Genomic DNA, 22,662 nt, shown 5'->3' with positions numbered 1-22,662 from the left:
GCGCTTATGAAAAATCAGAGCGAATACCAGCCGAATTTAAGGTTGCAGGGTTCCCCTGCAACATAGAATCTCCCACACTATTTTGTGGTGTCTTTTGTATCCCACAAACAACAAAACCGCCCGAAGGCGGCTTTGTTGGGTGGAGCACTTACTGGTTAGCCAGCTTGTGTTCCAGGTAGTGAATGTTCACACCACCTTCGCAGAAGCCTTCATCGCGGACCAGGTCCCGGTGCAGCGGGATGTTGGTCTTGATGCCGTCAACCACGATTTCGTCCAGGGCGTTGCGCATACGGGCCATGGCCTCGTCGCGGGTGGCGCCCCAGGTGATCAGCTTGCCGATCAGCGAGTCGTAGTTGGACGGAACCTTGTAGCCGCTGTACAGGTGCGAATCCACACGTACGCCGTTACCGCCGGGCGCGTGGAAATGCTTGACCAGGCCAGGGCTCGGGATAAAGGTTTTCGGGTCTTCGGCGTTGATGCGGCACTCCAGGGAGTGGCCGTGCATCTTCACGTCGTCCTGGGTGAAGGACAGCGGGTTGCCGGCGGCGATGCTGAGCATCTCCTTGACGATGTCGATACCGGTGACCATCTCCGATACCGGGTGCTCTACCTGCACGCGAGTGTTCATCTCGATGAAGTAGAAACGACCGTTCTCGTACAGGAACTCGAAAGTGCCCGCGCCACGGTAGTTGATGTCGATGCACGCCTTGACGCAACGAGCCAGTACTTCCTGACGCGCTTTTTCATCCAGGCCCGGTGCCGGCGCTTCTTCCAACACCTTCTGGTGACGACGTTGCAGCGAGCAATCGCGGTCGCCCAGGTGGATGGCGTGGCCTTGGCCGTCGGACAGCACCTGCACTTCCACGTGACGTGGGTTGGTCAGGTACTTCTCCAGGTAGACCATCGGGTTGCCGAACCAGGCGCCCGCTTCGGAGCGAGTCTGCTTGGCCGCTTCGATCAGGTCTTCTTCCTTGTGCACCACGCGCATGCCGCGACCACCACCGCCACCGGCGGCCTTGATGATCACCGGGTAGCCGACTTCGCGACCAATGCGCAGAGCGGTTTCCTCGTCTTCCGGCAGCGGGCCGTCGGAGCCAGGAACGGTTGGCACGCCGGCCGCGATCATGGCGTCCTTGGCCGAAACCTTGTCACCCATCAGGCGAATGGTTTCGGCTTTCGGGCCGATGAAGGCAAACCCGGATTTTTCCACCTGTTCGGCGAAATCGGCGTTTTCCGCGAGGAAGCCGTAGCCAGGGTGGATGCCATCAGCGCCGGTCACTTCCGCGGCCGCGATGATGTTCGAGACTTTCAGGTACGAGTTCGTGGCCAGTGGCGGGCCGATGCAGATGCTTTCGTCCGCCAGTTTCACGTGCATCAATTCGGTATCGGCCGTCGAGTAAACAGCGACGGTCTTGATGCCCTCTTCCTTACAGGCGCGCAGGATACGCAGCGCGATCTCGCCGCGGTTGGCGATCAGGACTTTTTGCAGTTTCTTCGCAGGTTTCAACATCGAAGGCGCTCCGCGGTTCAAACGATGGTGAACAGCGGCTGGTCGTACTCAACCGGCTGACCGTTTTCTACCAGGATGGATTCGATGACGCCGGCTTTTTCCGCGGTGATGTGGTTCATCATCTTCATCGCTTCCACGATGCAGATGGTGTCGCCCACTTTCACGGTTGCGCCGACTTCAACGAAGGCAGGCGAGGTCGGTGCCGGGGTGCGGTAGAAGGTACCGACCATTGGCGACTTGACCACGAAACCGTTCAGCGCAGGAGCCGCTGGAGCGGCAGGTGCAGCGGCAGCAGCAGGTGCGGCGGCTGGAGCAGCAGCCGGCGCCGGTGCTTGCATCTGTGGCGCGTAGAACTGTTGGGCCGGGGTCTTGCTGTGGCGGCTGATCCGTACGGACTCTTCGCCTTCCTTGATTTCCAGCTCGTCGATACCGGATTCTTCCAGCAGTTCGATCAGTTTCTTAACTTTACGGATATCCATGAATCATCAACTCCCAAGGGTCGGTCAGGGGCGCTTGGCCGGTTGTTCAAGTTGTTCCAGGGCGGCCTCCAGGGCCAGTCGGTAACCGCTGGCGCCAAGGCCGCAGATCACACCTACCGCTACGTCGGAGAAGTAGGAGTGATGGCGGAAAGCTTCGCGTTTGTGCACGTTCGACAAATGCACTTCGATGAATGGGATGCTCACCGCCAGCAATGCGTCACGTAATGCAACGCTTGTGTGTGTAAAAGCGGCGGGATTGATCAGGATAAAGTCCACGCCTTCGCCACGCGCGGCATGGATGCGATCAATCAATTCGTACTCGGCATTGCTTTGCAGGTAGAGCAGATGGTGGCCGGCTTCACGCGCCCTGCGTTCCAGGTCGAGGTTGATCTGGTCCAGGGTGACTGCCCCGTAGACGCCCGGTTCACGGGTGCCGAGCAGGTTCAGGTTGGGTCCGTGAAGAACCAGTAAGGTCGCCATCGGCTGTTCCTTGTTATTGATGTGGGTACGGCAGAACCCGGCGACTATGCCGCAAAGCCTTTGTGACTGTCCAGTTCTATGCAGTAGGCAGCACGATTAGCGAGGATAGCGCGAAATTTGTGACTGTGAGGCCGGATTCGGTCAGTTACACACGAAACGCCTGCACGGCGGTGTTGAGCTGCCCGCCCAGCACCAGCAAGTGCTCACCTTGGCTGCGGCCTTGGCCGATTCGCAGCAAGTTGTCCTCACCCAATTGGTGAATCCGCTCGCTGTTGTCGCGAATCTCACTGACGGCGCCACTCTGCTGTGCCGTCACATCGGCGATACGCACGGCGGTGTCGGAAATGGTCTGGATAGCCCCGACGATCTCATCCAGCGCGCCGTCCGCTGCTTGGGCTTGCTGGGCGGTGGCCTCGGCGTGCTCGACCTGGGCACGCATGCCTTGCACCGATTGATGGGCGGCGCTTTGCAGGCCGGCGATCAGGGTCTGGATCTCTGCGGTGGCGCCGGCGGTGCGTTGGGCCAGGGAGCGGACTTCGTCGGCCACCACGGCAAAACCACGTCCGGCCTCACCGGCGCGGGCGGCCTCGATGGCGGCGTTGAGGGCGAGCAGGTTGGTCTGGTCGGCAATCGAGCGGATCACCGTCAGCACGCCGCCGATGGTGGCGGACTCTTCGGCGAGTTTTTCGATCATCTGCGCATTCTGCTGTACTTCGCCCACCAGGGCATGCAGCCCGGTCAGGCTCAGGCCGATCACGCGTTGGCCTTGCTCCACTGCCTGACCAGCACTGCGACTGGCGCCCGCCGCCTGGCTGGCATCGCCCGCCACTTGCTGGATGGTCGCTTCCAGTTCACCCAGCGAATCACGGATCTGCGCGGTATCCCCGGCCTGGCGTTCGGCGCCGTCGTGCAGGCCGCTGCTCAGTTCGGCCAGCGCACGGCTGCTGCCGGCGACTTCCTCGGCATTGCCGCGAATGGTGCCGACCAAATCCACCAGGTAAGCCCGTAGACGGTTCAGGGAGGCTTCAATGTCGTGTAGCTCGCGGTTGGTCTTGCCCAGGGCAATCGGCTGGCTGAAATCGCCCTCGGCCCAGGTCGACAGGGCCGGTGCCAGGTTGGTCAGCACCCGTGCCAGGCGGCGTTGCAGGGTGTCGATCAGCAGCGCGATCAGCAGGATCAGGCCGATCATCACGCCTTGCATCAGACGCACTTCGCCCTGGATCTTGCCGTGCTGTGCGCGCACTACGGGTTCCAGACCGGCGATGGCTTGCTGCACGGTGTCGATTTTCTGGTGGGTCTTGGCGGCCAGGTCGGTGCGTTGCTGGATCTGTTCGCGGGTGCGCTTGAGTTCGGCGGGGTAGCGGGTGAGCAGGCTGTTGAGTTCACGCTTGAGGTCGACGCCTGTGTCCTGGGCTTCGGTTTTCTCGGTGTTCTCCAGGCCCATCAGCGCGGAAAAGTCGTCGGCGCTGGATTCGGCACTGGCTTTCACACCCAGCAACGGCAGCTGTTCCAGCATATCGGCTTGGCTGCGAATGTTGCCGACTTCGCGCTCCACATCATCGGCCAGTTCCGCGCGCCCGCTGCTCACCAGTTTGTCGCGGGCCAGGGACAGTTTGCCGAGGTGCTGCGACGCCGCCAGCAAAGGCGGCAGATAACGGGCTGCTTCAGCGGAGTTCACACCGATGGCGTACTGACTCAATTGCTCCAGGTTCGCGCCCAACTCGCGCTCGGCCTGCAGTAACAAGGCTTGCGGGTCGCCGGCCAGTTTGCCGGCCGCCAGCAAGTCAGTCTTGCTGAACGCATCCAGGTCCACCAGGCTCGGGCGCAGGTTTTGCGCGAGGTCCGCCGGCAACTCATCCAGATGCTGCAACAGGCTTTCCAGGCTCTGGCTGGCGCTGCTCAAGCGCAGGGCGTCGCCGCTGGACAGGTAGTCGTCGATATTGCGCGCGGCCTGGTTCTGGAACGTCTGGGACAACCCCAGGTAGCGCTCCATCAGCAAATACGGCCGTTCCAGCGCCCGCTGCGACCACCACAGGGTCGCGCCCAGCGCCAGGCACACGGCCACCAGAAGAAGGGTATTGAGATTGGTCAGCAGCTTCAGGCGCATGCGTGGTTTCAACCGACAGCAAAAGATAAGTGCCTGAAGTTATTGCGTTTTCATTACAGGGTTATGACCGAATCAGTGGAATCTGGTGAAAAGGTGGCACTTTGCTTTGACGTGCGCGCGGCTTGCACGCGGTTGCGTCCCGCATCCTTGGCGCGGTACAGCGCCTCGTCGGCCTGGGCCGCCATCATCAGGCTGTCGGAACCGTCGCACAGCTCCACCAGCCCGGCGCTGAAGGTGCACCACAAATCCTGGGGTTGGGCGGGGTAGTGGATTTCGGCAAAGCGCCCACGGATTTCATCCAGCACTTTGCACGCCGATTCCAGGTCGGTGTCCGGCATCACAATGGCGAACTCTTCACCGCCGTAGCGCCCGATGTAATCAGTCTTGCGCAGGCGCTGCTTGAGAAACAGCGCCAGGCTCTTGATCACACGGTCGCCCATGGGGTGACCGTGGCTATCGTTGACCCGCTTGAAGTGGTCGATATCGAGCATGGCAAAGCTCAACGGCTTGTTCTCGCGGCGCGCGCGGAAGCTGCAGTCTTCGAGCAATTGCAGGATGTGGGTGTGGTTGTACAGGCCGGTCAGGCTGTCGCGCACCATCCGCGCCTTGAGGTTGCGCGCACGCGCGGCGCGGTTGCGCACGGTGGTGATCAGGTGGCGCGGCTTGATCGGCTTGGTGAGAAAGTCGTCGCCGCCTTCGCTCATGGCGTCCAGCTGTTTATCCAGATCGTCTTCGGCCGACAGGTAAATGATCGGCACGCTCACATAACGGTCGTTATGACGGATGACCTTGGCCAGTTCAGTGCCGGTACAGGCGGGCATGTACATGTCGAGGATGATCAGGTCAGGCTGGAAATCCGCCAGTTCGGCCATGGCCTGGATCGGTTCGATCAGCGTGCGGGTGACGATGCCGGCGCTGTTGAGCAGGCGCTCGGTGTGCAGCGCCTGGGCCCGGGAGTCGTCGATGATCAGCACCTTGTACGGTTCGTACTGGGCGACGCAGGTCAGCACTTCGATCTTTTCCAGCAGGCTGGAGGCTTCCAGCGTGCCGGTGAGGAATTCCTGGCCGCCAGCGCGCACGGCGGCCAGGCGGGTCGGGGTGTCCGTTTCGTGCAAGCTGAAAAACAGCAGCGGCAGCTTTTGCTCCAGGCCTTCCTGGGCTTCGGCGGCGAGCTTGAGGCCCAGGCCGGTGCCACAGAAGTCCACGTCCATCACAATCGCCGAAGGCAGGCGCTCGGCCATTGATGCGCGAAAGGCCGCCACGCTGTCGAGGGACTGAGCGCTCATGCCAAAGAATTCCAGCTGCTTGGCCAGCCGCTCGGCGCGGTCGTGATCGGCCAGCATCACGTAGATCGGCTTGCGCATGGGCGGCAGGAAGGTTTGTTCGAGCTGGTCGCCCTGGCGCAGGCCGGTACGGGACAGGCGCTGCATCAAGCGGTTGAGTTCGGTGATCAGGTGGCTGCTCAAGCGGCCACGGTTTTCGTCCACCGCCTTGAGGGATTCACCGATATGACGCGCCAACTGGCCGTGTTCGGGCTGTTCGAAGCGCTCGGCAAAACGCAGCAGGCGCAAATTGGCCTCGCTGAGTTCGGACAGGTCGGCGCCGGACCATTCGCTGCGTTGCAGGCGCTGCCAGATCTCAAGAATTTGACGTGCCTGATGAATTACCCGCTGGGCAAAATGCTGCTTGAGGCGCTCACGGCTGGGGTCTTCTGGCTCGGTCATATCCTGACTACTAGTTAGGGTGCATGCTGAGGTCGACTGATGGCTCTATGCTAGCACCTCTTTCCGATGGGATGAGTGTCATACGTCAATAAACTGCGTGCCCGTCGCATTCAGTTGCTGACTGGAGGGTCGCGCTGCGTAAAAAGCGTGCATCCTTTATAGTCGAACGTCCCCTGTGCGCCAGTTTGGCGAAAAGCCCCGCAAGGGTGGGCACGATGGGGTAGGGTTGTGGTCGGAGTGTTTGAACGCACGCCATCAATTCAAGTGCATGAACTCAAGTGATTGAAAGGATATCGCCATGCTGGACTGGAAAAACCGTGCAGGCAGCGCCAAAGGCCCCGCGCCTGAGCCCAAGTCGGCCAACCGCGGCTATTTTCGTACCGTGCTGATGAGCCGTGCCGTGCTCAGTGTGCTCGGCCTGTACCTGTTGGTCACCGGCGCCCTGGGTTGGTACTGGAGCGAAGAGCCGGCGCTGTTTCCGGTGCAGCAGAACGCGCAGCTGGCCGCCGAGAAGGAAGGCAAGCAGATGGTGGTGGGCTACACCACGGTCGAAACCCTCAAGACCGTGGTCGGCACCTTGCTGAACAAGCCCGGTGGCTACATTTCCAACGACCGCTTCCCGCCAGGCCTGTGGATGGACAACATGCCGAGCTGGGAATACGGCGTGCTGGTGCAGGTGCGCGACCTGACCCGCGCCCTGCGTAAAGACTTCGCCCGCTCACAGTCGCAGTCGGCCGAAGACGCGGACTTGGCCAAGGCCGAGCCACGCTTCAACTTCGACAACAAGAGCTGGGTGCTGCCGTCCAGTGAGTCGGAATACCAGGAAGGCATCAATTCCCTGAGCCGTTACGAAGCGCGTCTGTCCGACCCGAACCAGCGCGGCGCGCTGTTCTATGCGCGTGCCGACAACCTGAACAACTGGCTGGGCGACGTCGCTACGCGCTTGGGTTCGTTGTCGCAACGCCTGTCGGCCAGCGTTGGCCGGGTGAAACTGAACACCGCACTGAAAACCGAAGCCCTGGCGCCGGGTGAAGTGCCGCAGGTCGATGAGGAAGTGGTGGAAACCCCATGGATGCAGATCGACAACGTGTTCTACGAAGCCCGTGGCCAGGCTTGGGCCTTGTCGCACTTGCTGCGCGCCATTGAAGTCGATTTTGCCGATGTACTGGCCAAGAAGAACGCCACGGTCAGCGTGCGCCAGATCATTCGTGAGCTGGAAGCCTCGCAGGAACCGGTTTGGAGTCCTATGATTCTTAACGGCAGTGGCTTCGGGGTACTGGCGAATCATTCGCTGGTGATGGCCAACTACATTTCCCGGGCCAACGCTGCAGTGATCGACTTGCGTCAGCTCCTCAACCAGGGTTGATGATGGACGCTACTCAAAAGGAGGCCGCACACCGCGCGGCTTCCGATGCTGAACTGATCTGCTGGGTCGACGAGCAGGACCACCTGCTCGGCCACCTTGTGCGGTCCGACCTTCGCCAGCGCGGCCTGATTGGCCGTTGCACCTTCATATTCCTGTTCAACTCCAAGGGTGAGCTGTGTGTGCATCGGCGCACCCTGAGCAAGGCGTTGTATCCCGGTTTCTGGGACACGGCGGCGGGCGGCATGGTGGCGCAGGGAGAGTCGTATGCCGTGTCGGCAGCGCGCGAGCTGGAAGAGGAGTTGGGTGTCGGTGGCGTGGAATTAGTCGAACATGACCACTTCTATTTCGAAGATGGCGACAGCCGGCTCTGGTGCACCTCCTACTCTGCCGTCTGGGACGGGCCACTGCGTCTACAGCCGGAAGAGGTCATGGAGGCGCGCTTTTTACCCCTTGAAACAGTCCTGCAGGAGGCTGTGCAAAAGCCTTACTGCCCGGATGCCCAGGAAGGGTTGCGGCGTTATCTGGCCTCGCGTCGCTAAAGTTGCATAAATTGGCGCCATTTGACTCTTAGCAAGTCGGCTTTTTGTGGTTACACTGCGCGACTTTTCACCCGAACCGCCTTGGCGGTCCGGTAGCGCTGCCCCTGCCTGAGTGGGGCTTCGCGGTCGGTTCACCGCTTTGCGGGTGCCGATCAGTCTTCATCCTCCCAAGAGGATTGCCGGTGGCCAAAAAAGCCGCATCCTTCGCCGCCCTTGGTGGCCTGGTATTTTCCACCGACGCAGGTCGACACTGCCCGGACTGTCGTCAGCCCGTGGATTCGTGTACCTGCAAACAGACCCTGATCCCTGAAGGCGATGGTATTGCCCGCGTACGCCGCGAGAGCAAAGGCCGTGGCGGCAAGACGGTGACCACCATCACCGGCGTGCCGTTGGCCGAAGAAGCCCTGAAGGAACTGGCCACGACGCTGAAAAAACGCTGTGGCACCGGAGGCGCGTTGAAAGACGGCGTCATCGAGATCCAGGGCGATCACGTCGAGTTGCTGTTGGCCGAGCTGATCAAGCTCGGGTACAAGGCCAAGAAGTCCGGCGGCTGAAAGCCTCTTCCCGACCTGTGTCTAAACTCTGTCCTGCGCGTGGGGTCCTACCTTGCACGCAGGCAAATCGTCATTTTCATTCTTTAGACTGCGCCAGCCTCTGATAGGGGCGGTGCCTTCGACTTCATTTATAGGGGACTTCGATGTCCGTACGACGCACACGCAAAGACGATGGCAGCCAATGGACAGTTGCGGACAGCCGCAGTGTTTACGGGATTCGCCATTGGGGGGCCGGGTATTTCGCGATCAATGATGCCGGTCGCGTTGAAGTCCGTCCGAACGGCCCGAACAGCACGCCGGTCGACCTGTACGAACAGGTCGACGAGTTGCGCAAAAGCGGCCTGTCGTTGCCGTTGCTGGTGCGCTTCCCCGACATCCTGCAAGACCGTGTACGCCAGCTGACCGGCGCTTTTGATGCGAACATCGAGCGTCTGGAATACCAGAGCAAGTACACCGCGCTGTACCCGATCAAGGTGAACCAGCAGGAAGCGGTGATCGAGAACATCATCGCCACCCAAAACGTGTCCATCGGCCTGGAAGCCGGCTCCAAGCCTGAGCTGCTGGCCGTGTTGGCCCTGGCGCCGAAGGGCGGCACCATCGTCTGCAACGGTTACAAGGACCGTGAGTTCATCCGCCTCGCGCTGATGGGCCAGAAACTCGGCCACAACGTGTTCATCGTGATCGAGAAAGAATCCGAAGTTGAACTGGTGATCGAAGAAGCCGCCAGCCTCAAGGTCAAGCCACAGGTTGGCCTGCGCGTACGTTTGTCGTCGCTGGCATCGAGCAAGTGGGCGGACACCGGGGGCGAGAAATCCAAGTTCGGCCTGTCGGCGGCGCAACTGTTGTCGGTGGTCGAGCGCTTCCGCGCGGCGGGCCTGGACCAGGGCATCCGCCTGCTGCACTTCCACATGGGCTCGCAGATCGCCAACCTGGCGGACTACCAGCACGGTTTCAAGGAAGCCATCCGTTACTACGGCGAGCTGCGCAACCTTGGCCTGCCGGTGGACCACATCGACGTCGGCGGTGGCCTGGGTGTGGACTACGACGGTACGCACTCGCGTAACGCCAGCTCGATCAACTACGACATGGACGACTACGCCGGCGTGGTCGTGGGCATGCTCAAGGAATTCTGCGACGCGCAGAGCCTGCCGCACCCGAACATCTTCTCCGAAAGCGGCCGTTCCCTGACCGCCCATCACGCCATGCTGGTGGTGCAGGTCACCGACGTCGAGAAACACAACGACGAAATTCCGGTGATCGAGAATAAAGAAGCCCTGCCGGAAACCGTGCAATGGCTGGTGGACCTGCTGGGTCCGACCGACATCGAGATGGTCACCGAAACCTACTGGCGCGCCACTCACTACATGAGCGACGTGGCCACCCAGTACGCCGACGGCAAGCTGACCCTGGCCGAGAAAGCCCTGGCCGAGCAGTGCTACTTCGCCGTGTGCCGCCGCCTGCACAACTCGCTCAAGGCCCGCCAGCGCTCGCACCGCCAGGTACTGGACGAACTCAACGACAAGCTGGCCGACAAGTACATCTGCAACTTCTCGGTGTTCCAGAGCCTGCCGGACACCTGGGCCATCGGCCAGGTATTGCCGATCCTGCCGCTGCACCGCCTCGATGAAGAGCCGCTGCGCCGCGCCGTGCTGCAAGACCTGACCTGCGACTCCGACGGCAAGATCAAGCAGTACGTCGACGAGCAGTCCATCGAGACCAGCCTGCCAGTGCACGGCTTGAACGAAGGTGAAGACTACCTGCTGGGTATCTTCCTGGTCGGTGCTTACCAGGAAATCCTGGGCGACATGCACAACCTGTTCGGTGACACCGACTCGGTGAACATCTACCAGCGTGAAGACGGTTCGGTGTACAGCGCCGGTATCGAGACCCACGACACCATCGAAGACATGCTGCGCTATGTGCACTTGTCGCCGGAGGAGTTGATGACGCATTACCGTGACAAGTGTGCGGGCGCGAAGATCAGTGCTTCGGAGCGTACCCAGTTCCTGGACGCGTTGCGTCTGGGCCTGACGCGTTCTTCGTATCTGTCCTCGTAACCGCGTAAAACTCGGTCTTTGTGGTGAGCGAGCTGGCCTCGCGCGGGGCAAGCCCGCTCACCACATTAGTCTGTCTTCACACGTATAAGGGGTTGGCGATGTCGAGAGTATTCTTGCAAGCGTTCACCCTGGTCGTCGCGGCATGCCTTGCGGCCTGCTCGCCCATCAAAGTGCTCAACGCACTCACCCCCACCAACACCTTCACCAAAACCTCGACCATCGCCTACGGCGATGATCCCCGGCAAAAGCTCGATATCTACCGACCTGCCCCGGCTATCTCCAATGCTCCAGTCGTGGTGTTTTTCTACGGCGGCAGCTGGAACAGCGGATCCAGGGAAGACTATGGTTTCGTCGGCGAAGCCCTGGCCTCACACGGCATCGTGGTGGTGATCGCTGATTACCGGCTTTACCCGCAAGTGCGGTATCCCGCCTTCCTCCAAGACAACGCCCACGCCGTTGCCTGGACCTATCAACACATCGCCCAATACGGTGGTGATCCCCAACAGCTCTATGTCATGGGGCATAGCTCCGGCGCGTATAACGCGTCGATGCTGGCGCTGGATGCGCGTTGGCTGAAAGAGGTTGGCCTGACGCCGTCAATCTTCACAGGCTGGATCGGCCTGGCCGGGCCCTATGACTTTCTGCCGATTGAAAACCCTGACGTGAAACCGGTGTTTTTCTTCCCCGATTCACCGCCGGATTCCCAGCCGATCAACCACGTCAGCCGCGACGCACCGCCCAGCCTCTTGATCGCCTCGACGGATGACAAGCTCGTCAACCCCAAACGCAACACCGGCGGGCTGGCTCAGCAATTACGCGCGGCGGGTGTGCCGGTGGAGGAAGTCTATTTCGGCAAGACCAACCACCAGACGCTGGTGGGGGCGATCGCCAGACCTTTGCGTTGGTTGGCGCCGGTACTGGACCGTGTCACCGCGTTTATCCAAGCCACTGGTCCTGCCGGTTCAAGCGCCAGGCAATCGCCCACAAGGTAAGGCTGCGCAGGGCCATAAATAGAAGGAAGGTTATCCACAGCCCGTGGTTGCCCAAACCCTGCAACGCCCAGGCGAAGGGCAGTGTCAGCAAGACGGTCAGCAGCATGCCATTGCGCATCTCCCGCGCGCGAGTGGCGCCGATGAACAAGCCGTCCAGCAAGTAACTCCACACCGCAATCAGCGGCAGTATCGCCAGGTAAGGCAGGTAGAGGTCGGCGGTTTCGCGCACGCTGGGGATGTCGGTCTGCATGGCGATAAACAGGTGGCCGCCGACGGTGAACAGTAGCGCAAAGCCAACGCTGGCGATCAATGACCAGCCGCCGGCCACCACCAATGAACGACGCAAGGCCTGGCGGTCATGGGCACCAATGGCGTGGCCGCACAGGGCTTCCACCGCATGGGCCAATCCATCCAAGGCGTGGGCGGCCAGCAACAGGCCGTTGAGCAGCAGCGCGTTGGCGGCCACGGTGGCGTCGCCCAGGCGCGCGCCTTGCACCGTGATCATGAAAAACACCGATTGCAGTGCGAGGCTGCGGATGAAAATGTCGCGGTTGACCGCCAGCAGCGGGCGCCAACTTTCCCACAGCTTCAGCGCCGCCCAGGCGATGTGGCCAGGGTAGGCGCGCAGGGCTTTTTGCGTCATGGCCAGGCCGAGCAAAGCGCCGGTCCATTCCGCCACCACGGACGCACGCGCCGAGCCGACCACACCCCAATCCAGGCCGAGGACGAACCACAGGTTCAACGCGATGTTGACCAGGTTGGTGGTCAGCAGGATCGCTAACGGCGCCCGCGCATTTTGTGTACCGAGAAACCAGCCGACCAATGCGTAGCTGGCCAATGCGGCGGGCAGACCGAACAGGCGGGTGTGGAAAAAATCCTGGGTCAGTTGATTGAGTTCGGGAGAGGGCTGCATCCACTCCAAGGCCAGATGGCTCAGCGGAATGCCCACCGTACCCAAGAGCATCGCCAGGCCCAGTGCGAGCAACAGGCCTTGCAGGAGGATTTGCCGCAGCGCCGCCCCATCATTGCGTCCGGCAGCCTGGGCGGCGAAACCGGTGGAACCCATGCGCAGGAAACCCATGGCCCAGGCGAGGAAGGTGTACAGGCTGGCGCCGACCGCGACGGCGCCCAACTGGTGGGCGTGGGGCAGGTGGCCGATGACCATGCTGTCGACCAGCGCCACCAACGGCACCGAAATATTCGACAGGATCATCGGCGCGGCCAGGGCCCAGACGCGGCGGTGGGTGGGGCGATGGCGCCAGTCAGTGAGTAAGGTGGGCATGCAGGCTCCTTCAGAGGAGCGGCATTGTAACCGGGCATTGGCAGCGCGGCAGAACCAAACCACCCTCCGTCGGTCAATGTGACCAGCACCTCATCGGCCCCACGCGGGCTGATATATAGTTCACCCCTCGGCCCCTCCCACTACGAGTGCCCCATGCTTAACAAAGGACTGTTCCTGGCTTGCGCGCTGGCCCTGCTGAGCGCCTGCGATTCCTCCGATAAACCGGCTGCCCCGACCGCGCCCGCGGCGGCGACGGTTGCGCCCAAACCGGCCAAGGCCGTGGTGGATGTGGCGGCGCTAAAACAGCGTTACGCCGGGCGCGAGTTGAGCGTGGTGGACGTGTCCGAAGTGCAGCTCGACGGCGCCAGCACGCTCTCCGTGAGCTTTTCCATTCCGTTGGATCCCGATCAGAAATTCGCCGACAAACTGCACTTGGTGGACAGCAAGTCCGGCAAGGTCGATGGCGCCTGGGAAATTTCCGACAACCTGATGGAACTGCGCCTGCGCCACCTGGAACCGCAGCGCAAGCTGGTGCTCACGGTCGACGCCGGTGTGAAGGCGGTCAACGACAATACCCTCGCCGCCGAATACAGCGCGCGCGTGGAAACCCGCGACCTGCAAGCCACTGTCGGCTTTGCCAGCCGTGGCACCTTGCTGCCGACGCGCCTGGCCGAAGGCCTGCCGGTGATCGCGCTGAACGTCGACAAGATCGACGTCGAATTCTTCCGCATCAAGCCCGAATCCCTGCCCACCTTCCTCGCGCAGTGGGGCCGCAACACCAGCCTGCAAAGCTATGAATCCCGCGAACTGCTGCCGTTGGCCGACCTGGTCTACGGTGGCCGTTTCGACCTGAACCCGGCGCGCAACACCCGTGAAACCCTGCTGCTGCCGATCGCCGGCCTCAAGCAATTGCAACAGCCCGGCGTGTACCTGGCGGTGATGCGGGCTTCGGGCACCTACAACTATTCCCAACCGGCCACGCTGTTTACCCTGAGCGATATCGGCCTGTCGGTGCACCGTTACGCCAATCGCCTGGACGTGTTTACCCAGGCGCTGGAAGGCGGCAAGGCGCTGGATGGCGTCGACCTTGAAGTACTCGACGCCGAAGGCCGTGTGTTGGGCCAGGGCAAGACCGAGAAGGGCGGCCACGCCGAGTTGCCATTGCCGAAAAAGGCCCAGGTGTTGCTCGCCAAGCAAGGTGAACAGACCAGTATGTTGCGCCTCGACAGCGCGGCGCTGGACCTGGCCGAGTTCGACATCGGCGGCCAACCCTCCCACCCTTTGCAGTTCTTTGTATTCGGCCCGCGTGACCTGTATCGCCCTGGCGAAACCGTGCTGCTCAATGCCCTGCTGCGGGACAAGGACGGCAATGCCGTCAAGCCGCAGCCGGTGAGCGTCGAAGTGCGTCGACCGGATGAGCAGGTCAGCCGCAAATTCGTCTGGGATGCCGACGCCTCTGGCCTTTATCAATATCAACTGCAATTGGCTGGCGAAGCACCGACCGGGCGCTGGCAGTTGGTGTTTGACCTGGGCGATGGCAAACCGCAGCTGTATGAATTCCTTGTAGAAGACTTCCTGCCCGAGCGCCTGGCGCTGGAACTCAAGGGCAGCGACACCCCGCTGAAGCCGGCGGACGACGCGGTGATCCAGGTCAACGGCCGTTACCTGTACGGCGCGCCTGCCTCGGGCAATCGCGTCAGCGGCCAAGTCTATGTGCGGCCGTTGCGCGAAGCGGTCAAGTCGCTGCCGGGCTATCAGTTCGGCTCCGTCACCGAAGAAGAGCTGAGCCAGGATTTCGAACTGGAAGAAAGCGTGCTCGACGCCAAGGGCCAGGAAGCGCTGACCCTGGAAAGCAAATGGGCCGAGGCCAAGTCGCCGCTGCAACTGATCGTGCAGGCCAGCCTGCAAGAGTCGGGCGGACGGCCGATCACCCGGCGCCTGGTGCAGCCGATCTGGCCCGCCGAGCAACTGCCGGGCCTGCGCGGACTGTTTGACGGCAAGGAAACCAACGGCGACGGCCCGGCGGAATTCGAAGTGCTGCTGGCCAATCAGGACGGGCAGAAGCTCGCCGCGCCAAACCTCAAGGTGCGCCTGGTGCGTGAGCGCCGCGACTACTACTGGAACTACTCCGAGAATGACGGCTGGAGCTATCACTTCAACGAGAAATTCCTCAACCTCGACGAACAGACCCTGAACATCAAGGCGGGCGACACCGCCAAAGTCAGCTTTCAGGTGGAGTGGGGCCCGTACCGCGTCGAGGTCGAAGACCCGCAGACCGGCTTGGTCAGCAGCCTGCGTTTCTGGGCCGGCTACCAGGCCCAGGACAACACTGAAGGCGGCGCCGTGCGACCCGATCAGGTCAAGCTGGCGCTGGATAAACCGGCCTACGGCGATGGCGATACGGCCAATGTGACCGTCACGCCGCCGGCGGCCGGTAAGGGCTACCTGTTGGTGGAGTCCGCCGAAGGCCCGCTGTGGTGGCAGGAAATCGAGGTGCCGGCTGAAGGCAAGAGCTTCGCGGTGAAGCTTGATCCGAAATGGTCGCGCCATGATTTGTATGTCAGCGCCTTGGTGATTCGTCCTGGCGAGCGTAAAGCCAACATCACGCCCAAACGGGCGGTGGGCCTGCTGCACCTGCCGCTGGATCGCACCCAGCGCAAACTCGGCGTGACCCTCAGCGCGCCGGAAAAAATGCGCCCCAAACAGCCGCTCACCGTGAAAATCGCCGCCAAGAATGCCGATGGCAGCGTGCCGAAGCAGGTGCATGTGCTGGTGGCGGCGGTAGACGTGGGCATTCTGAATATCACTGAATACCCGACGCCGGATCCGTATTCCAGCCTGTTCGGGCGCAAGGCCTACGGTGTGGACCAATTCGATATCTACGGTCAGTTGATCGAAGCCGGCCAGGGCCGATTGGCCAGCCTGGCATTTGGTGGCGACGCGGCACTCGCCAAGGGTGGCAAGCGCCCGGACACCAGCGTGACCATCGTCGCCCTGCAAAGCGCCCCCGTGACGTTGAACGAGCAAGGCGAGGGCGAAGTCAGCGTCAATATTCCCGACTTCAACGGCGAACTGCGCCTGATGGCCCAGGCCTGGAGCGACGATCGCTACGGCATGGCCGAGGCCAAGACGGTGATTGCCGCACCGCTGATTGCCGAGCTGTCGGCGCCGCGCTTCATGGCGGGTGGCGACCAGACCACGTTGGCGCTGGACCTGTCCAACCTGTCGGGCAAACCGCAGAAACTCGATGTGCAACTGAGTGCCGACGGGCAGTTGGAGCTGGTCAACGGCGGCGCGCAAAGCGTCGAGCTGAAACAAGGCCAGCGCACCACCCTGCGTATCCCGGTGAAAGCCTGGGGCGGGTTGGGGCAGGGCAAGGTCAAGGTGACGGTGAATGGCCTGGATCTGCCGGGTGAGAACCTGCCGCCGTTTACGCGCGAATGGACCCTGGGCGTGCGCCCGGCCTATCCGGCGCTGCTCAAGCACTATCGCGCGGTGCTGAAGGATCAACCGTGGAGCTTGCCGGCGGGGACGCTGGATCAGTTCGACGCCTCGGGACGCCAGGCGCTGCTGAGCCTGTCGAGTAGACCGCCGCTGAACCTCGGTGCGCAGATCAGTGCGCTCAAGGCCTACCCTTACGGTTGCCTGGAGCAGACCGCGAGCGGCCTGTACCCGTCGCTGTATGCCGACGATGCATTGCTCAAGCGCCTGTCGATCAAAGGTGAGTCGGACAGCGAACGCAAACGCAAGATCGAGCTGGGCATCGAACGCCTGCTGGGCATGCAGCGCTACAACGGCAGCTTCGGGTTGTGGGGCGCGGATGGCGAAGAGGAATATTGGCTGACGGCTTACGTCACCGACTTCCTGCTGCGCGCTCGCGACCAGGGTTTCGCGGTGCCGCCTGAAGCCTTGAAAAAGGCCAGCGAGCGTCTGCTGCGCTACGTGCAGGAACGCAACCTGATCGACGTCGACTACAGCGACAATGCCGACCACACCCGCTTTGCCGTGCAGGCCTACGCGGGCATGGTGCTGGCGCGCAGTCAGCAGGCGCCGTTGGGCGCGTTGCGCAGCATCTTCGAACGCCGCAGCGATGCGCGCTCCGGTCTGCCGCTGGTGCAGTTGGCCATCGCGTTGCAGAAGATGGGTGACCAGCCGCGTGCGGACCAGGCGTTGCTCGCCGGCCTGGCGGCGCAGCGCAATGCCAATGAATGGCTGGCCGATTACGGTAGCCCGTTGCGCGACCAGGCGATGATCCTGGCGCTGCTGGAAGAGAACGACTTGGCCAAGGGCAAGCGCGAGGAGCGCTTGTTCACGCTGTCGGATCAACTGGCGGCTAGCCCGTACCTGTCGACCCAGGAGCGTAACTCGCTGTTCCTGGCCGGGCGCCTTGGGTTTGCCAAGCCTGATGCGAACTGGCAAGTGTCATTGACGGGCAGTGGCGGTGTGCAGGAACTGAACAATCAGCAGTCGACGCTGGAGTTGGAGGGCAAGTGGCTGTCCAGTGATCTGACCTTGAGCAATCAGGGTGAGACGCCGGTGTACCAGCAATTGACGATTTCGGGATATCCACAGGTGCCACCGGCACCGGGTGGCGACAACCTGAACATCCGCCGCGAATACCTGGGCATGAACGGCCAGCCGTTGAACCTGCGCAGCCTCAACAGTGGCGATCTGGTGCTGGTGCATTTGGCGGTGAGTGCCAAGCAGCGGGTGCCGGATGCGTTGGTGGTGGACCTGTTGCCGGCGGGCCTGGAGCTGGAGAACCAGAACCTGGCGCAAAGCGCCGCCAGCCTGGAAAACGCCAGCAGCCAAGTGAAGGAGTGGCGTGAGTCGATGCAGAACGCATCGCTCAAGCACCAGGAGTTCCGTGATGACCGTTACGTGGCGGCGATCAACCTGGAGGGCTCCGGCACCACGCACCTGCTGTACCTGGCGCGTGCCGTGACACCAGGTACTTACCGTGTGCCACCGCCGCAAGTGGAGTCTATGTACCGGCCGAACTGGCAGGCGGTGGGCGAAACGCCGGCGGATCTGGTGATCAAGGGGCGTTAATGTAAAACGGGGCCATGTTCGTCATGGCCCCGTTAGTTAATGCACAACCCAGCTCAGTAGCCACAGGCCCAACAGCAACCAGATAATCCCCATGATGATCGACGCCCGCATAAAGGCGCGCACCGCCGAGTACAGCAGCATCAGGCCGATGATCAGGGTGATGATGCTGATGACCGAGGTGTCCATGCCCAAGGTGCGGGACAGGCCATCGATAAAGTTGCCACCGGCATTGGTCAGCGCACCGAACAGGCCGCTGAGCCCGTCGACGATAAAACGGATGATGGAACCGAGCGCCTGGCCCAACCAGCCGAAAAAGCTTTCTACCTGCATATGTGTGTCCTGATGAGAAGGTGGGCGTATCTGTGCCTTTGGTTGTTATTGCAACAGGCTAGTTCCCTACCAGCATAGAGGTTTGCCCGTTTGAGTTTGCGTTTAGTTGCCCGTTGGACCTTGGCCGGCCTGTTGTTGTTGGTGGCCTTGCTGTGGCTGGCCGACCGCATCTGGCCGCTCCCCTTGCCCAAGGATGATCTGGCGCGGGTGGTACTGGCCGAGGATGGCACGCCGTTGTGGCGGTTTGCCGATGCCAATGGCGTGTGGCGCTACCCGGTGCAAACCAGCGAAGTATCGCCGTATTACCTGGACGCGCTGCTGACGTATGAGGACCGTTGGTTCTACCAGCATCCCGGCGTGAATCCGCTGGCGCTGGCGCGGGCGACCTGGCAGAACCTCACGGGTGCGCGGGTGGTGTCGGGCGGCAGCACTTTGTCGATGCAGGTGGCGCGGTTGCTGGATCCGCATTCGCGCACCTTCCACGGCAAGTTGCGTCAGTTGTGGCGCACGGCGCAGTTGGAATGGCACCTGTCCAAGGGCGAAATCCTCAACCTCTACCTGAACCGCGCACCGTTCGGCGGTACGTTGCAGGGTGTGGCGGCGGCCAGTTGGGCCTACCTGGGCAAATCCCCTGCGCAACTGACCCACGCCGAAGCCGCCTTGCTCGCCGTTCTGCCCCAGGCGCCCAGCCGTTTGCGCCCGGATCGCCATCCCCAACGTGCGCAGCAAGCCCGCGACAAAGTGCTGCGCCGCCTCGCGGAGTTTCAGGTGTGGCCACAATCGGCCGTCGATGAGGCCCTGGAAGAACCGTTGCTGCTCGCCCCACGCCTGGAGCCGAGCCTGGCGCCCCTGCTCGCGCGTCGCCTGAACCGCCCCGACAGCCCGCCGCTGATCCGCACCACTCTGGATGCCACGTTGCAACGCCGTCTTGAAGACCTGCTGCTGGGTTGGCGCGCGCGGCTGCCGGAGCACACGTCCGCCGCGATCCTGGTGGTGGAAGAGGAAAGCATGGCCGTGCGCGCTTACCTTGGCTCGGTGGATATCAACGATGCCAAGCGCTTCGGCCATGTGGACATGATCAGCGCCTTGCGTTCGCCGGGTTCCACCCTGAAACCATTCCTCTATGGCATGGCCCTGGATGATGGGCTGATCCACTCCGAATCCTTATTGCAGGATGTGCCTCGGCGTTATGGCGATTACCGGCCGGGTAACTTCTCCATGGGGTTTACCGGTGCAGTGCCGGCGAGTACGGCACTGTCGAGTTCGCTCAACCTGCCGGCGGTGCAGTTGCTGGAGGCCTATGGGCCCAAGCGCTTTGCTGCGCAAATGCGCATCGGCGGTGTGCCGTTGGCGCTGCCGGCGTTGGCCGAACCGAACCTGGCGTTGATCCTGGGCGGCGCAGGCAGTCGCCTCGAAGACCTGGTGAGCGGCTACAGCGCCTTCGCTCGCGATGGCAGGAGCGCCACTATTCGATTGCAGCCGGACGATACGCTCAGGGAACGGCCGTTACTGTCGCCAGGGTCCGCCTGGATTGTGCGGCGCATCCTCAGCGGCCAGGCGCGGCCCGACCGTGACCCGCGTGCCGAACTGGCGCAACGCCCGGTACTGGCCTGGAAAACCGGCACCAGCTACGGTTTTCGCGATGCCTGGGCCATCGGCGTGGGCCCGCGTTATTTGATCGGCGTGTGGATCGGCCGCCCGGACGGCACGCCGGTGCCGGGCCAGTTCGGGCTGGCCTCGGCCGCGCCGTTGATGTTGCAGGTGCATGACGTGCTGACCAACCGCGACAGCCAGCGCGGCATCAGCGCCCCCGTCAAACCGGTGCCGGCCAATGTCGGCGTGGCAGCGATCTGCTGGCCGCTGGGCCAGCCCATGAGCCGCAGTGACCCCAATTGCCGGCGCCAGCGCTTTGCCTGGACCCTGGATAACACCACGCCGCCCACCTTGCAGGCACTGGACCAGCCGTTGAGCGTGGGTTTGATGGAAAGCGTGTGGGTCAATGCCAAGGGCTTGCGGGTCGACGCCCATTGCCCCGGCGCCGAGCCGAAAAACATCGCCCTGTGGCCCGCGCCGCTGGAACCCTGGCTGCCACGGGTCGAGCGCCGTGAAGCGCGTATCCCGGCCGCCGATCCCGAATGCCCGCCTCCGGCATTGGCCGCGTCGTCGCCGTTGTCGATTGTCGGCGTGCGCGAAGGTGACCAACTGCGCCTGCCCGCCGCCAGCCAACAGGCCCTGCGCCTGAAAATCTCCGCCTTGGGAGGGAGCGGGCGACGCTGGTGGTTCCTCAATGGCGCGCCGCTGGGGGACAGCGCCAACCAGGACTTTATCAACACCAGTTTCGAGCACCTGGGCCGCTACCAGCTGAGTGTGTTGGACGAGGCGGGGCAGACGGCCAGGATCGAATTCAGTGTGGTGGATTAACTTGCCTTCCGGCGCTTTCGGCCCGAAGCTATCCACCTTCAGGAGCCCGCCGCATGAACCTCGAACACCTCACCGAACGCCTGCACCGCATCCGCGATACCAACAATTGGAAACAATTCCACAGCCCGAAAAACCTGGCCATGGCCGCCAGCGTGGAAATGGCCGAGCTGGTGGAAATCTTCCAATGGCTGACCGAAGACCAGTCGCGCCAACTGCCGGCCGACACACTTGCCCATGCCGGGCAGGAAGTCGGCGATATCGTGCTGTACCTGCTGTTGCTGTGCAGCGAGTTGGGCTTGGACATGAACGAGGTGGTACGCGCCAAGTTGGCCGACAGTGAACGGCGGTTTGCCCATGAGTGATCGTCATTTCGACCAACTGGCCACGCGTTTCGCCGAGAAAATCTACGGCGGAGCCAAAGGCGCGATTCGCCTGGCAGTGCTCCAGGCCGACCTGACCGAGGCCCTGCCGAAACGCCCTTTGCGCGTGCTGGATATCGGCGCGGGCCTGGGCCATATGTCGCTGTGGTTGGCCGAGCAAGGCCATGAGGTCACCCTGGCCGAGCCCGCTGAGCCGATGTTGGAAGGCGCCCGTCAACGCTTCGCGGATGCCGGGCAAACCGCCACGTTTATTCATGCGCCCTGGCAAGACCTGCTCGGCCAACTCACCGAACCCTACGACCTGGTGCTGTGCCACGCCGTGCTGGAATGGCTGGCCGAGCCCCACGCGATCCTGCCGGTGCTGCACCAGCTCACGGTGCCCGGCGGCTGGCTGTCGCTGGCGTTCTACAACCGTGATGCGCTGATTTACCGCAACCTGCTCAAAGGCCACTTCCGCAAAATGCGCAAGAACGACATGGCCGGCGAAAAGCAGAGCCTGACGCCGCAACAACCCCTCGATCCCCGTGAGTTGGCGGCGCAACTCGATGGCCTTTGGCAGGTCGAAAGCCAAAGCGGCGTGCGGGTGTTCCACGACTATATGCCGGTGGAATTCCAGGCCCGCGCCAATTTGCAGGACCTTTTGGAGATGGAACTCGCTCACCGTCGTCACCCAAGCTTTGCCGGACTTGGGCGTTATTTGCACTGGATCTGCCGTCCGGTTTAAGCGGCCCAGTCTGCGGAGGTCGAAATGCGTCGTCTCTGTTTGATCCTGTTGTCCCTCGGTTTGGGCGCGTGTTCCAGCCCGAACCCCTATGTTGCCGCTTCGGCGCCGATTCCTCCGGCGCCGCCCCAGGCGGCCAATACCTTTGATGCCAGCGCCTACCCGGCGCCCGTGCGCGACTACGGCGCCTACCGCAATTGGGCCTGGCGCAACGGCCAGTTGCCGGCGGGCACGGCCTGGGCGGATTCGGCGCAGATTGCCGAAGCGGTCAGCGGTGCCCTTGACCAACGCGGGCTGCGCCCCTTGCATGACAATCGCCCGGCGGACCTGTTTGTCAGCGCCGATGTGCGCCTGGAGAAGCGCCTCAAGCAGGTCCAGGATGACTACGGCTACGGTTACGGCGGCTACAACCGCTATGGCAATGGTTACGGCATGTACAACTCGGTGCCGATCGTGCGCACCTATGAAGTGCAGGTCGTGGTGGTTCGCGTCAACCTGTTCGATGCCCGCACCGGCCAGCCGGTGTGGAGTGCCAGTGCGGAAACCGGCAGCCAGGGAAGCCTCAGTGAGCGGGGAGATGCCTTGCGCCAGGCGGTGCAAAAGGCAATGACGGCGTATCCTCCCAGTTAACAGCTATTCTCATCTTTAGCGCGGGTCGCTCTTTGGAG

Annotated in this window: 17 protein-coding genes; 10 read left to right on the top strand and 7 right to left on the bottom strand. The window is 62.5% G+C overall.

Features of this window, described 5'->3' with window-relative positions; translation table 11 throughout:
* Nucleotides 1–148: 148 nt before the first annotated feature.
* The 5 genes from accC to ACP7BX_RS29070 all read right to left on the bottom strand — a co-directional run bounded on the left by accC (nucleotide 149) and on the right by ACP7BX_RS29070 (nucleotide 6,300).
* Nucleotides 149–1,510: an acetyl-CoA carboxylase biotin carboxylase subunit gene (gene accC / locus ACP7BX_RS29090; RefSeq protein WP_010213490.1), complete on the bottom strand. Its 1,362-nt coding sequence runs from the start codon at nucleotides 1,508–1,510 to the stop codon at nucleotides 149–151.
* 17 nt (nucleotides 1,511–1,527) lie between these two features.
* A complete protein-coding gene (accB, locus tag ACP7BX_RS29085) occupies nucleotides 1,528–1,989 on the bottom strand; it encodes an acetyl-CoA carboxylase biotin carboxyl carrier protein (RefSeq protein WP_017136744.1) in 462 nt (153 codons plus the stop codon).
* A 24-nt stretch (nucleotides 1,990–2,013) separates the two neighbouring features.
* Nucleotides 2,014–2,469 (bottom strand): type II 3-dehydroquinate dehydratase, encoded by a 456-nt coding sequence (gene aroQ / locus ACP7BX_RS29080; protein ID WP_010213488.1) that lies wholly within the window; start codon nucleotides 2,467–2,469, stop codon nucleotides 2,014–2,016.
* Nucleotides 2,470–2,614: 145 nt separating this feature from the next.
* Nucleotides 2,615–3,163: a methyl-accepting chemotaxis protein gene (locus ACP7BX_RS29075; protein ID WP_405045891.1), complete on the bottom strand. Its 549-nt coding sequence runs from the start codon at nucleotides 3,161–3,163 to the stop codon at nucleotides 2,615–2,617.
* 1,466 nt (nucleotides 3,164–4,629) lie between these two features.
* Nucleotides 4,630–6,300, bottom strand: coding sequence for a diguanylate cyclase (locus ACP7BX_RS29070; protein ID WP_426131538.1), 1,671 nt, complete (start codon nucleotides 6,298–6,300; stop codon nucleotides 4,630–4,632).
* Nucleotides 6,301–6,688: 388 nt separating this feature from the next.
* On the opposite strand from ACP7BX_RS29070, the gene ACP7BX_RS29065 reads away from it, so the two are divergent.
* The 5 genes from ACP7BX_RS29065 to ACP7BX_RS29045 all read left to right on the top strand — a co-directional run bounded on the left by ACP7BX_RS29065 (nucleotide 6,689) and on the right by ACP7BX_RS29045 (nucleotide 11,808).
* The gene (locus ACP7BX_RS29065; protein WP_370468598.1) at nucleotides 6,689–7,666 is read left to right on the top strand and encodes a DUF2333 family protein; all 978 of its coding nucleotides are present in this window, start codon (nucleotides 6,689–6,691) and stop codon (nucleotides 7,664–7,666) included.
* A gap of 2 nt (nucleotides 7,667–7,668) precedes the next feature.
* Nucleotides 7,669–8,205 carry an NUDIX hydrolase gene (locus ACP7BX_RS29060; protein WP_426131536.1) on the top strand — a complete coding sequence of 179 codons (537 nt, stop codon included), beginning with the start codon at nucleotides 7,669–7,671 and terminating at the stop codon, nucleotides 8,203–8,205.
* A 182-nt stretch (nucleotides 8,206–8,387) separates the two neighbouring features.
* Nucleotides 8,388–8,759, top strand: a complete 372-nt coding sequence (locus ACP7BX_RS29055) for a translation initiation factor Sui1 (protein ID WP_012722004.1) — start codon at nucleotides 8,388–8,390, stop codon at nucleotides 8,757–8,759.
* A gap of 143 nt (nucleotides 8,760–8,902) precedes the next feature.
* Nucleotides 8,903–10,816, top strand: a complete 1,914-nt coding sequence (speA, locus tag ACP7BX_RS29050; RefSeq protein WP_426131534.1) for an arginine decarboxylase — start codon at nucleotides 8,903–8,905, stop codon at nucleotides 10,814–10,816.
* Between the two features lie 98 nt (nucleotides 10,817–10,914).
* Nucleotides 10,915–11,808: an alpha/beta hydrolase gene (locus ACP7BX_RS29045; protein WP_426131532.1), complete on the top strand. Its 894-nt coding sequence runs from the start codon at nucleotides 10,915–10,917 to the stop codon at nucleotides 11,806–11,808.
* Here ACP7BX_RS29045 and ACP7BX_RS29040 read toward each other — a convergent pair.
* Nucleotides 11,753–13,090 carry an MATE family efflux transporter gene (locus ACP7BX_RS29040; protein ID WP_426131530.1) on the bottom strand — a complete coding sequence of 446 codons (1,338 nt, stop codon included), beginning with the start codon at nucleotides 13,088–13,090 and terminating at the stop codon, nucleotides 11,753–11,755. The genes ACP7BX_RS29045 and ACP7BX_RS29040 overlap by 56 nt on opposite strands.
* A 153-nt stretch (nucleotides 13,091–13,243) precedes the next feature.
* Between ACP7BX_RS29040 and ACP7BX_RS29035 the strand changes: the two genes are divergently transcribed.
* On the top strand, nucleotides 13,244–18,142 hold the full coding sequence (locus ACP7BX_RS29035) for an alpha-2-macroglobulin (protein WP_426131528.1): 4,899 nt from the start codon (nucleotides 13,244–13,246) through the stop codon (nucleotides 18,140–18,142).
* 36 nt (nucleotides 18,143–18,178) lie between these two features.
* On the opposite strand, the gene ACP7BX_RS29030 is transcribed toward ACP7BX_RS29035, so the two are convergent.
* Entirely contained in the window at nucleotides 18,179–18,472 is a 294-nt protein-coding gene (locus tag ACP7BX_RS29030; protein WP_426131526.1) for a hypothetical protein, read from the bottom strand.
* A 90-nt stretch (nucleotides 18,473–18,562) separates the two neighbouring features.
* On the opposite strand from ACP7BX_RS29030, the gene pbpC reads away from it, so the two are divergent.
* Genes pbpC through ACP7BX_RS29010 form a run of 4 tightly spaced genes read left to right on the top strand, consistent with a single transcriptional unit; the run spans nucleotide 18,563 to nucleotide 22,624 of the window.
* On the top strand, nucleotides 18,563–20,893 hold the full coding sequence (gene pbpC / locus ACP7BX_RS29025; protein ID WP_426131524.1) for a peptidoglycan glycosyltransferase PbpC: 2,331 nt from the start codon (nucleotides 18,563–18,565) through the stop codon (nucleotides 20,891–20,893).
* Nucleotides 20,894–20,946: 53 nt separating this feature from the next.
* Complete coding sequence (locus ACP7BX_RS29020; RefSeq protein ID WP_038843772.1) at nucleotides 20,947–21,255, top strand: MazG-like family protein; 309 nt, start codon at nucleotides 20,947–20,949, stop codon at nucleotides 21,253–21,255.
* On the top strand, nucleotides 21,248–21,997 hold the full coding sequence (locus ACP7BX_RS29015) for a methyltransferase (protein ID WP_033897334.1): 750 nt from the start codon (nucleotides 21,248–21,250) through the stop codon (nucleotides 21,995–21,997). Before ACP7BX_RS29020 ends, ACP7BX_RS29015 begins: the two co-directional genes overlap by 8 nt.
* Nucleotides 21,998–22,021: 24 nt before the next feature.
* The gene (locus tag ACP7BX_RS29010; protein WP_016977011.1) at nucleotides 22,022–22,624 is read left to right on the top strand and encodes a DUF4136 domain-containing protein; all 603 of its coding nucleotides are present in this window, start codon (nucleotides 22,022–22,024) and stop codon (nucleotides 22,622–22,624) included.
* The last annotated feature ends 38 nt before the right edge of the window (nucleotides 22,625–22,662 follow it).

This window comes from Pseudomonas sp. DWP3-1-3b3, from assembly GCF_049896305.1.
Lineage (GTDB): Bacteria > Pseudomonadota > Gammaproteobacteria > Pseudomonadales > Pseudomonadaceae > Aquipseudomonas > Aquipseudomonas azotoformans_A.
The sequence above is the reverse complement of the archived record's forward strand: the minus strand, read 5'-3'. Positions and strand labels throughout refer to the sequence as shown.

Excerpts from the sequence above, each read along its gene's own strand:
- accC (WP_010213490.1), bottom strand. The coding sequence starts at position 1,510 with ATGTTGAAACCTGCGAAGAAACTGCAAAAAGTCCTGATCGCCAACCGC.
- accB (WP_017136744.1), bottom strand. The coding sequence starts at position 1,989 with ATGGATATCCGTAAAGTTAAGAAACTGATCGAACTGCTGGAAGAATCC.
- aroQ (WP_010213488.1), bottom strand. The coding sequence starts at position 2,469 with ATGGCGACCTTACTGGTTCTTCACGGACCCAACCTGAACCTGCTCGGC.
- ACP7BX_RS29075 (WP_405045891.1), bottom strand. The coding sequence starts at position 3,163 with ATGATCGAAAAACTCGCCGAAGAGTCCGCCACCATCGGCGGCGTGCTG.
- ACP7BX_RS29070 (WP_426131538.1), bottom strand. The coding sequence starts at position 6,300 with ATGACCGAGCCAGAAGACCCCAGCCGTGAGCGCCTCAAGCAGCATTTT.
- ACP7BX_RS29065 (WP_370468598.1), top strand. The coding sequence starts at position 6,689 with ATGAGCCGTGCCGTGCTCAGTGTGCTCGGCCTGTACCTGTTGGTCACC.
- ACP7BX_RS29060 (WP_426131536.1), top strand. The coding sequence starts at position 7,669 with ATGGACGCTACTCAAAAGGAGGCCGCACACCGCGCGGCTTCCGATGCT.
- speA (WP_426131534.1), top strand. The coding sequence starts at position 8,903 with ATGTCCGTACGACGCACACGCAAAGACGATGGCAGCCAATGGACAGTT.
- ACP7BX_RS29045 (WP_426131532.1), top strand. The coding sequence starts at position 10,915 with ATGTCGAGAGTATTCTTGCAAGCGTTCACCCTGGTCGTCGCGGCATGC.
- ACP7BX_RS29040 (WP_426131530.1), bottom strand. The coding sequence starts at position 13,090 with ATGCCCACCTTACTCACTGACTGGCGCCATCGCCCCACCCACCGCCGC.
- ACP7BX_RS29035 (WP_426131528.1), top strand. The coding sequence starts at position 13,244 with ATGCTTAACAAAGGACTGTTCCTGGCTTGCGCGCTGGCCCTGCTGAGC.
- ACP7BX_RS29030 (WP_426131526.1), bottom strand. The coding sequence starts at position 18,472 with ATGCAGGTAGAAAGCTTTTTCGGCTGGTTGGGCCAGGCGCTCGGTTCC.
- ACP7BX_RS29020 (WP_038843772.1), top strand. The coding sequence starts at position 20,947 with ATGAACCTCGAACACCTCACCGAACGCCTGCACCGCATCCGCGATACC.
- ACP7BX_RS29015 (WP_033897334.1), top strand. The coding sequence starts at position 21,248 with ATGAGTGATCGTCATTTCGACCAACTGGCCACGCGTTTCGCCGAGAAA.
- ACP7BX_RS29010 (WP_016977011.1), top strand. The coding sequence starts at position 22,022 with ATGCGTCGTCTCTGTTTGATCCTGTTGTCCCTCGGTTTGGGCGCGTGT.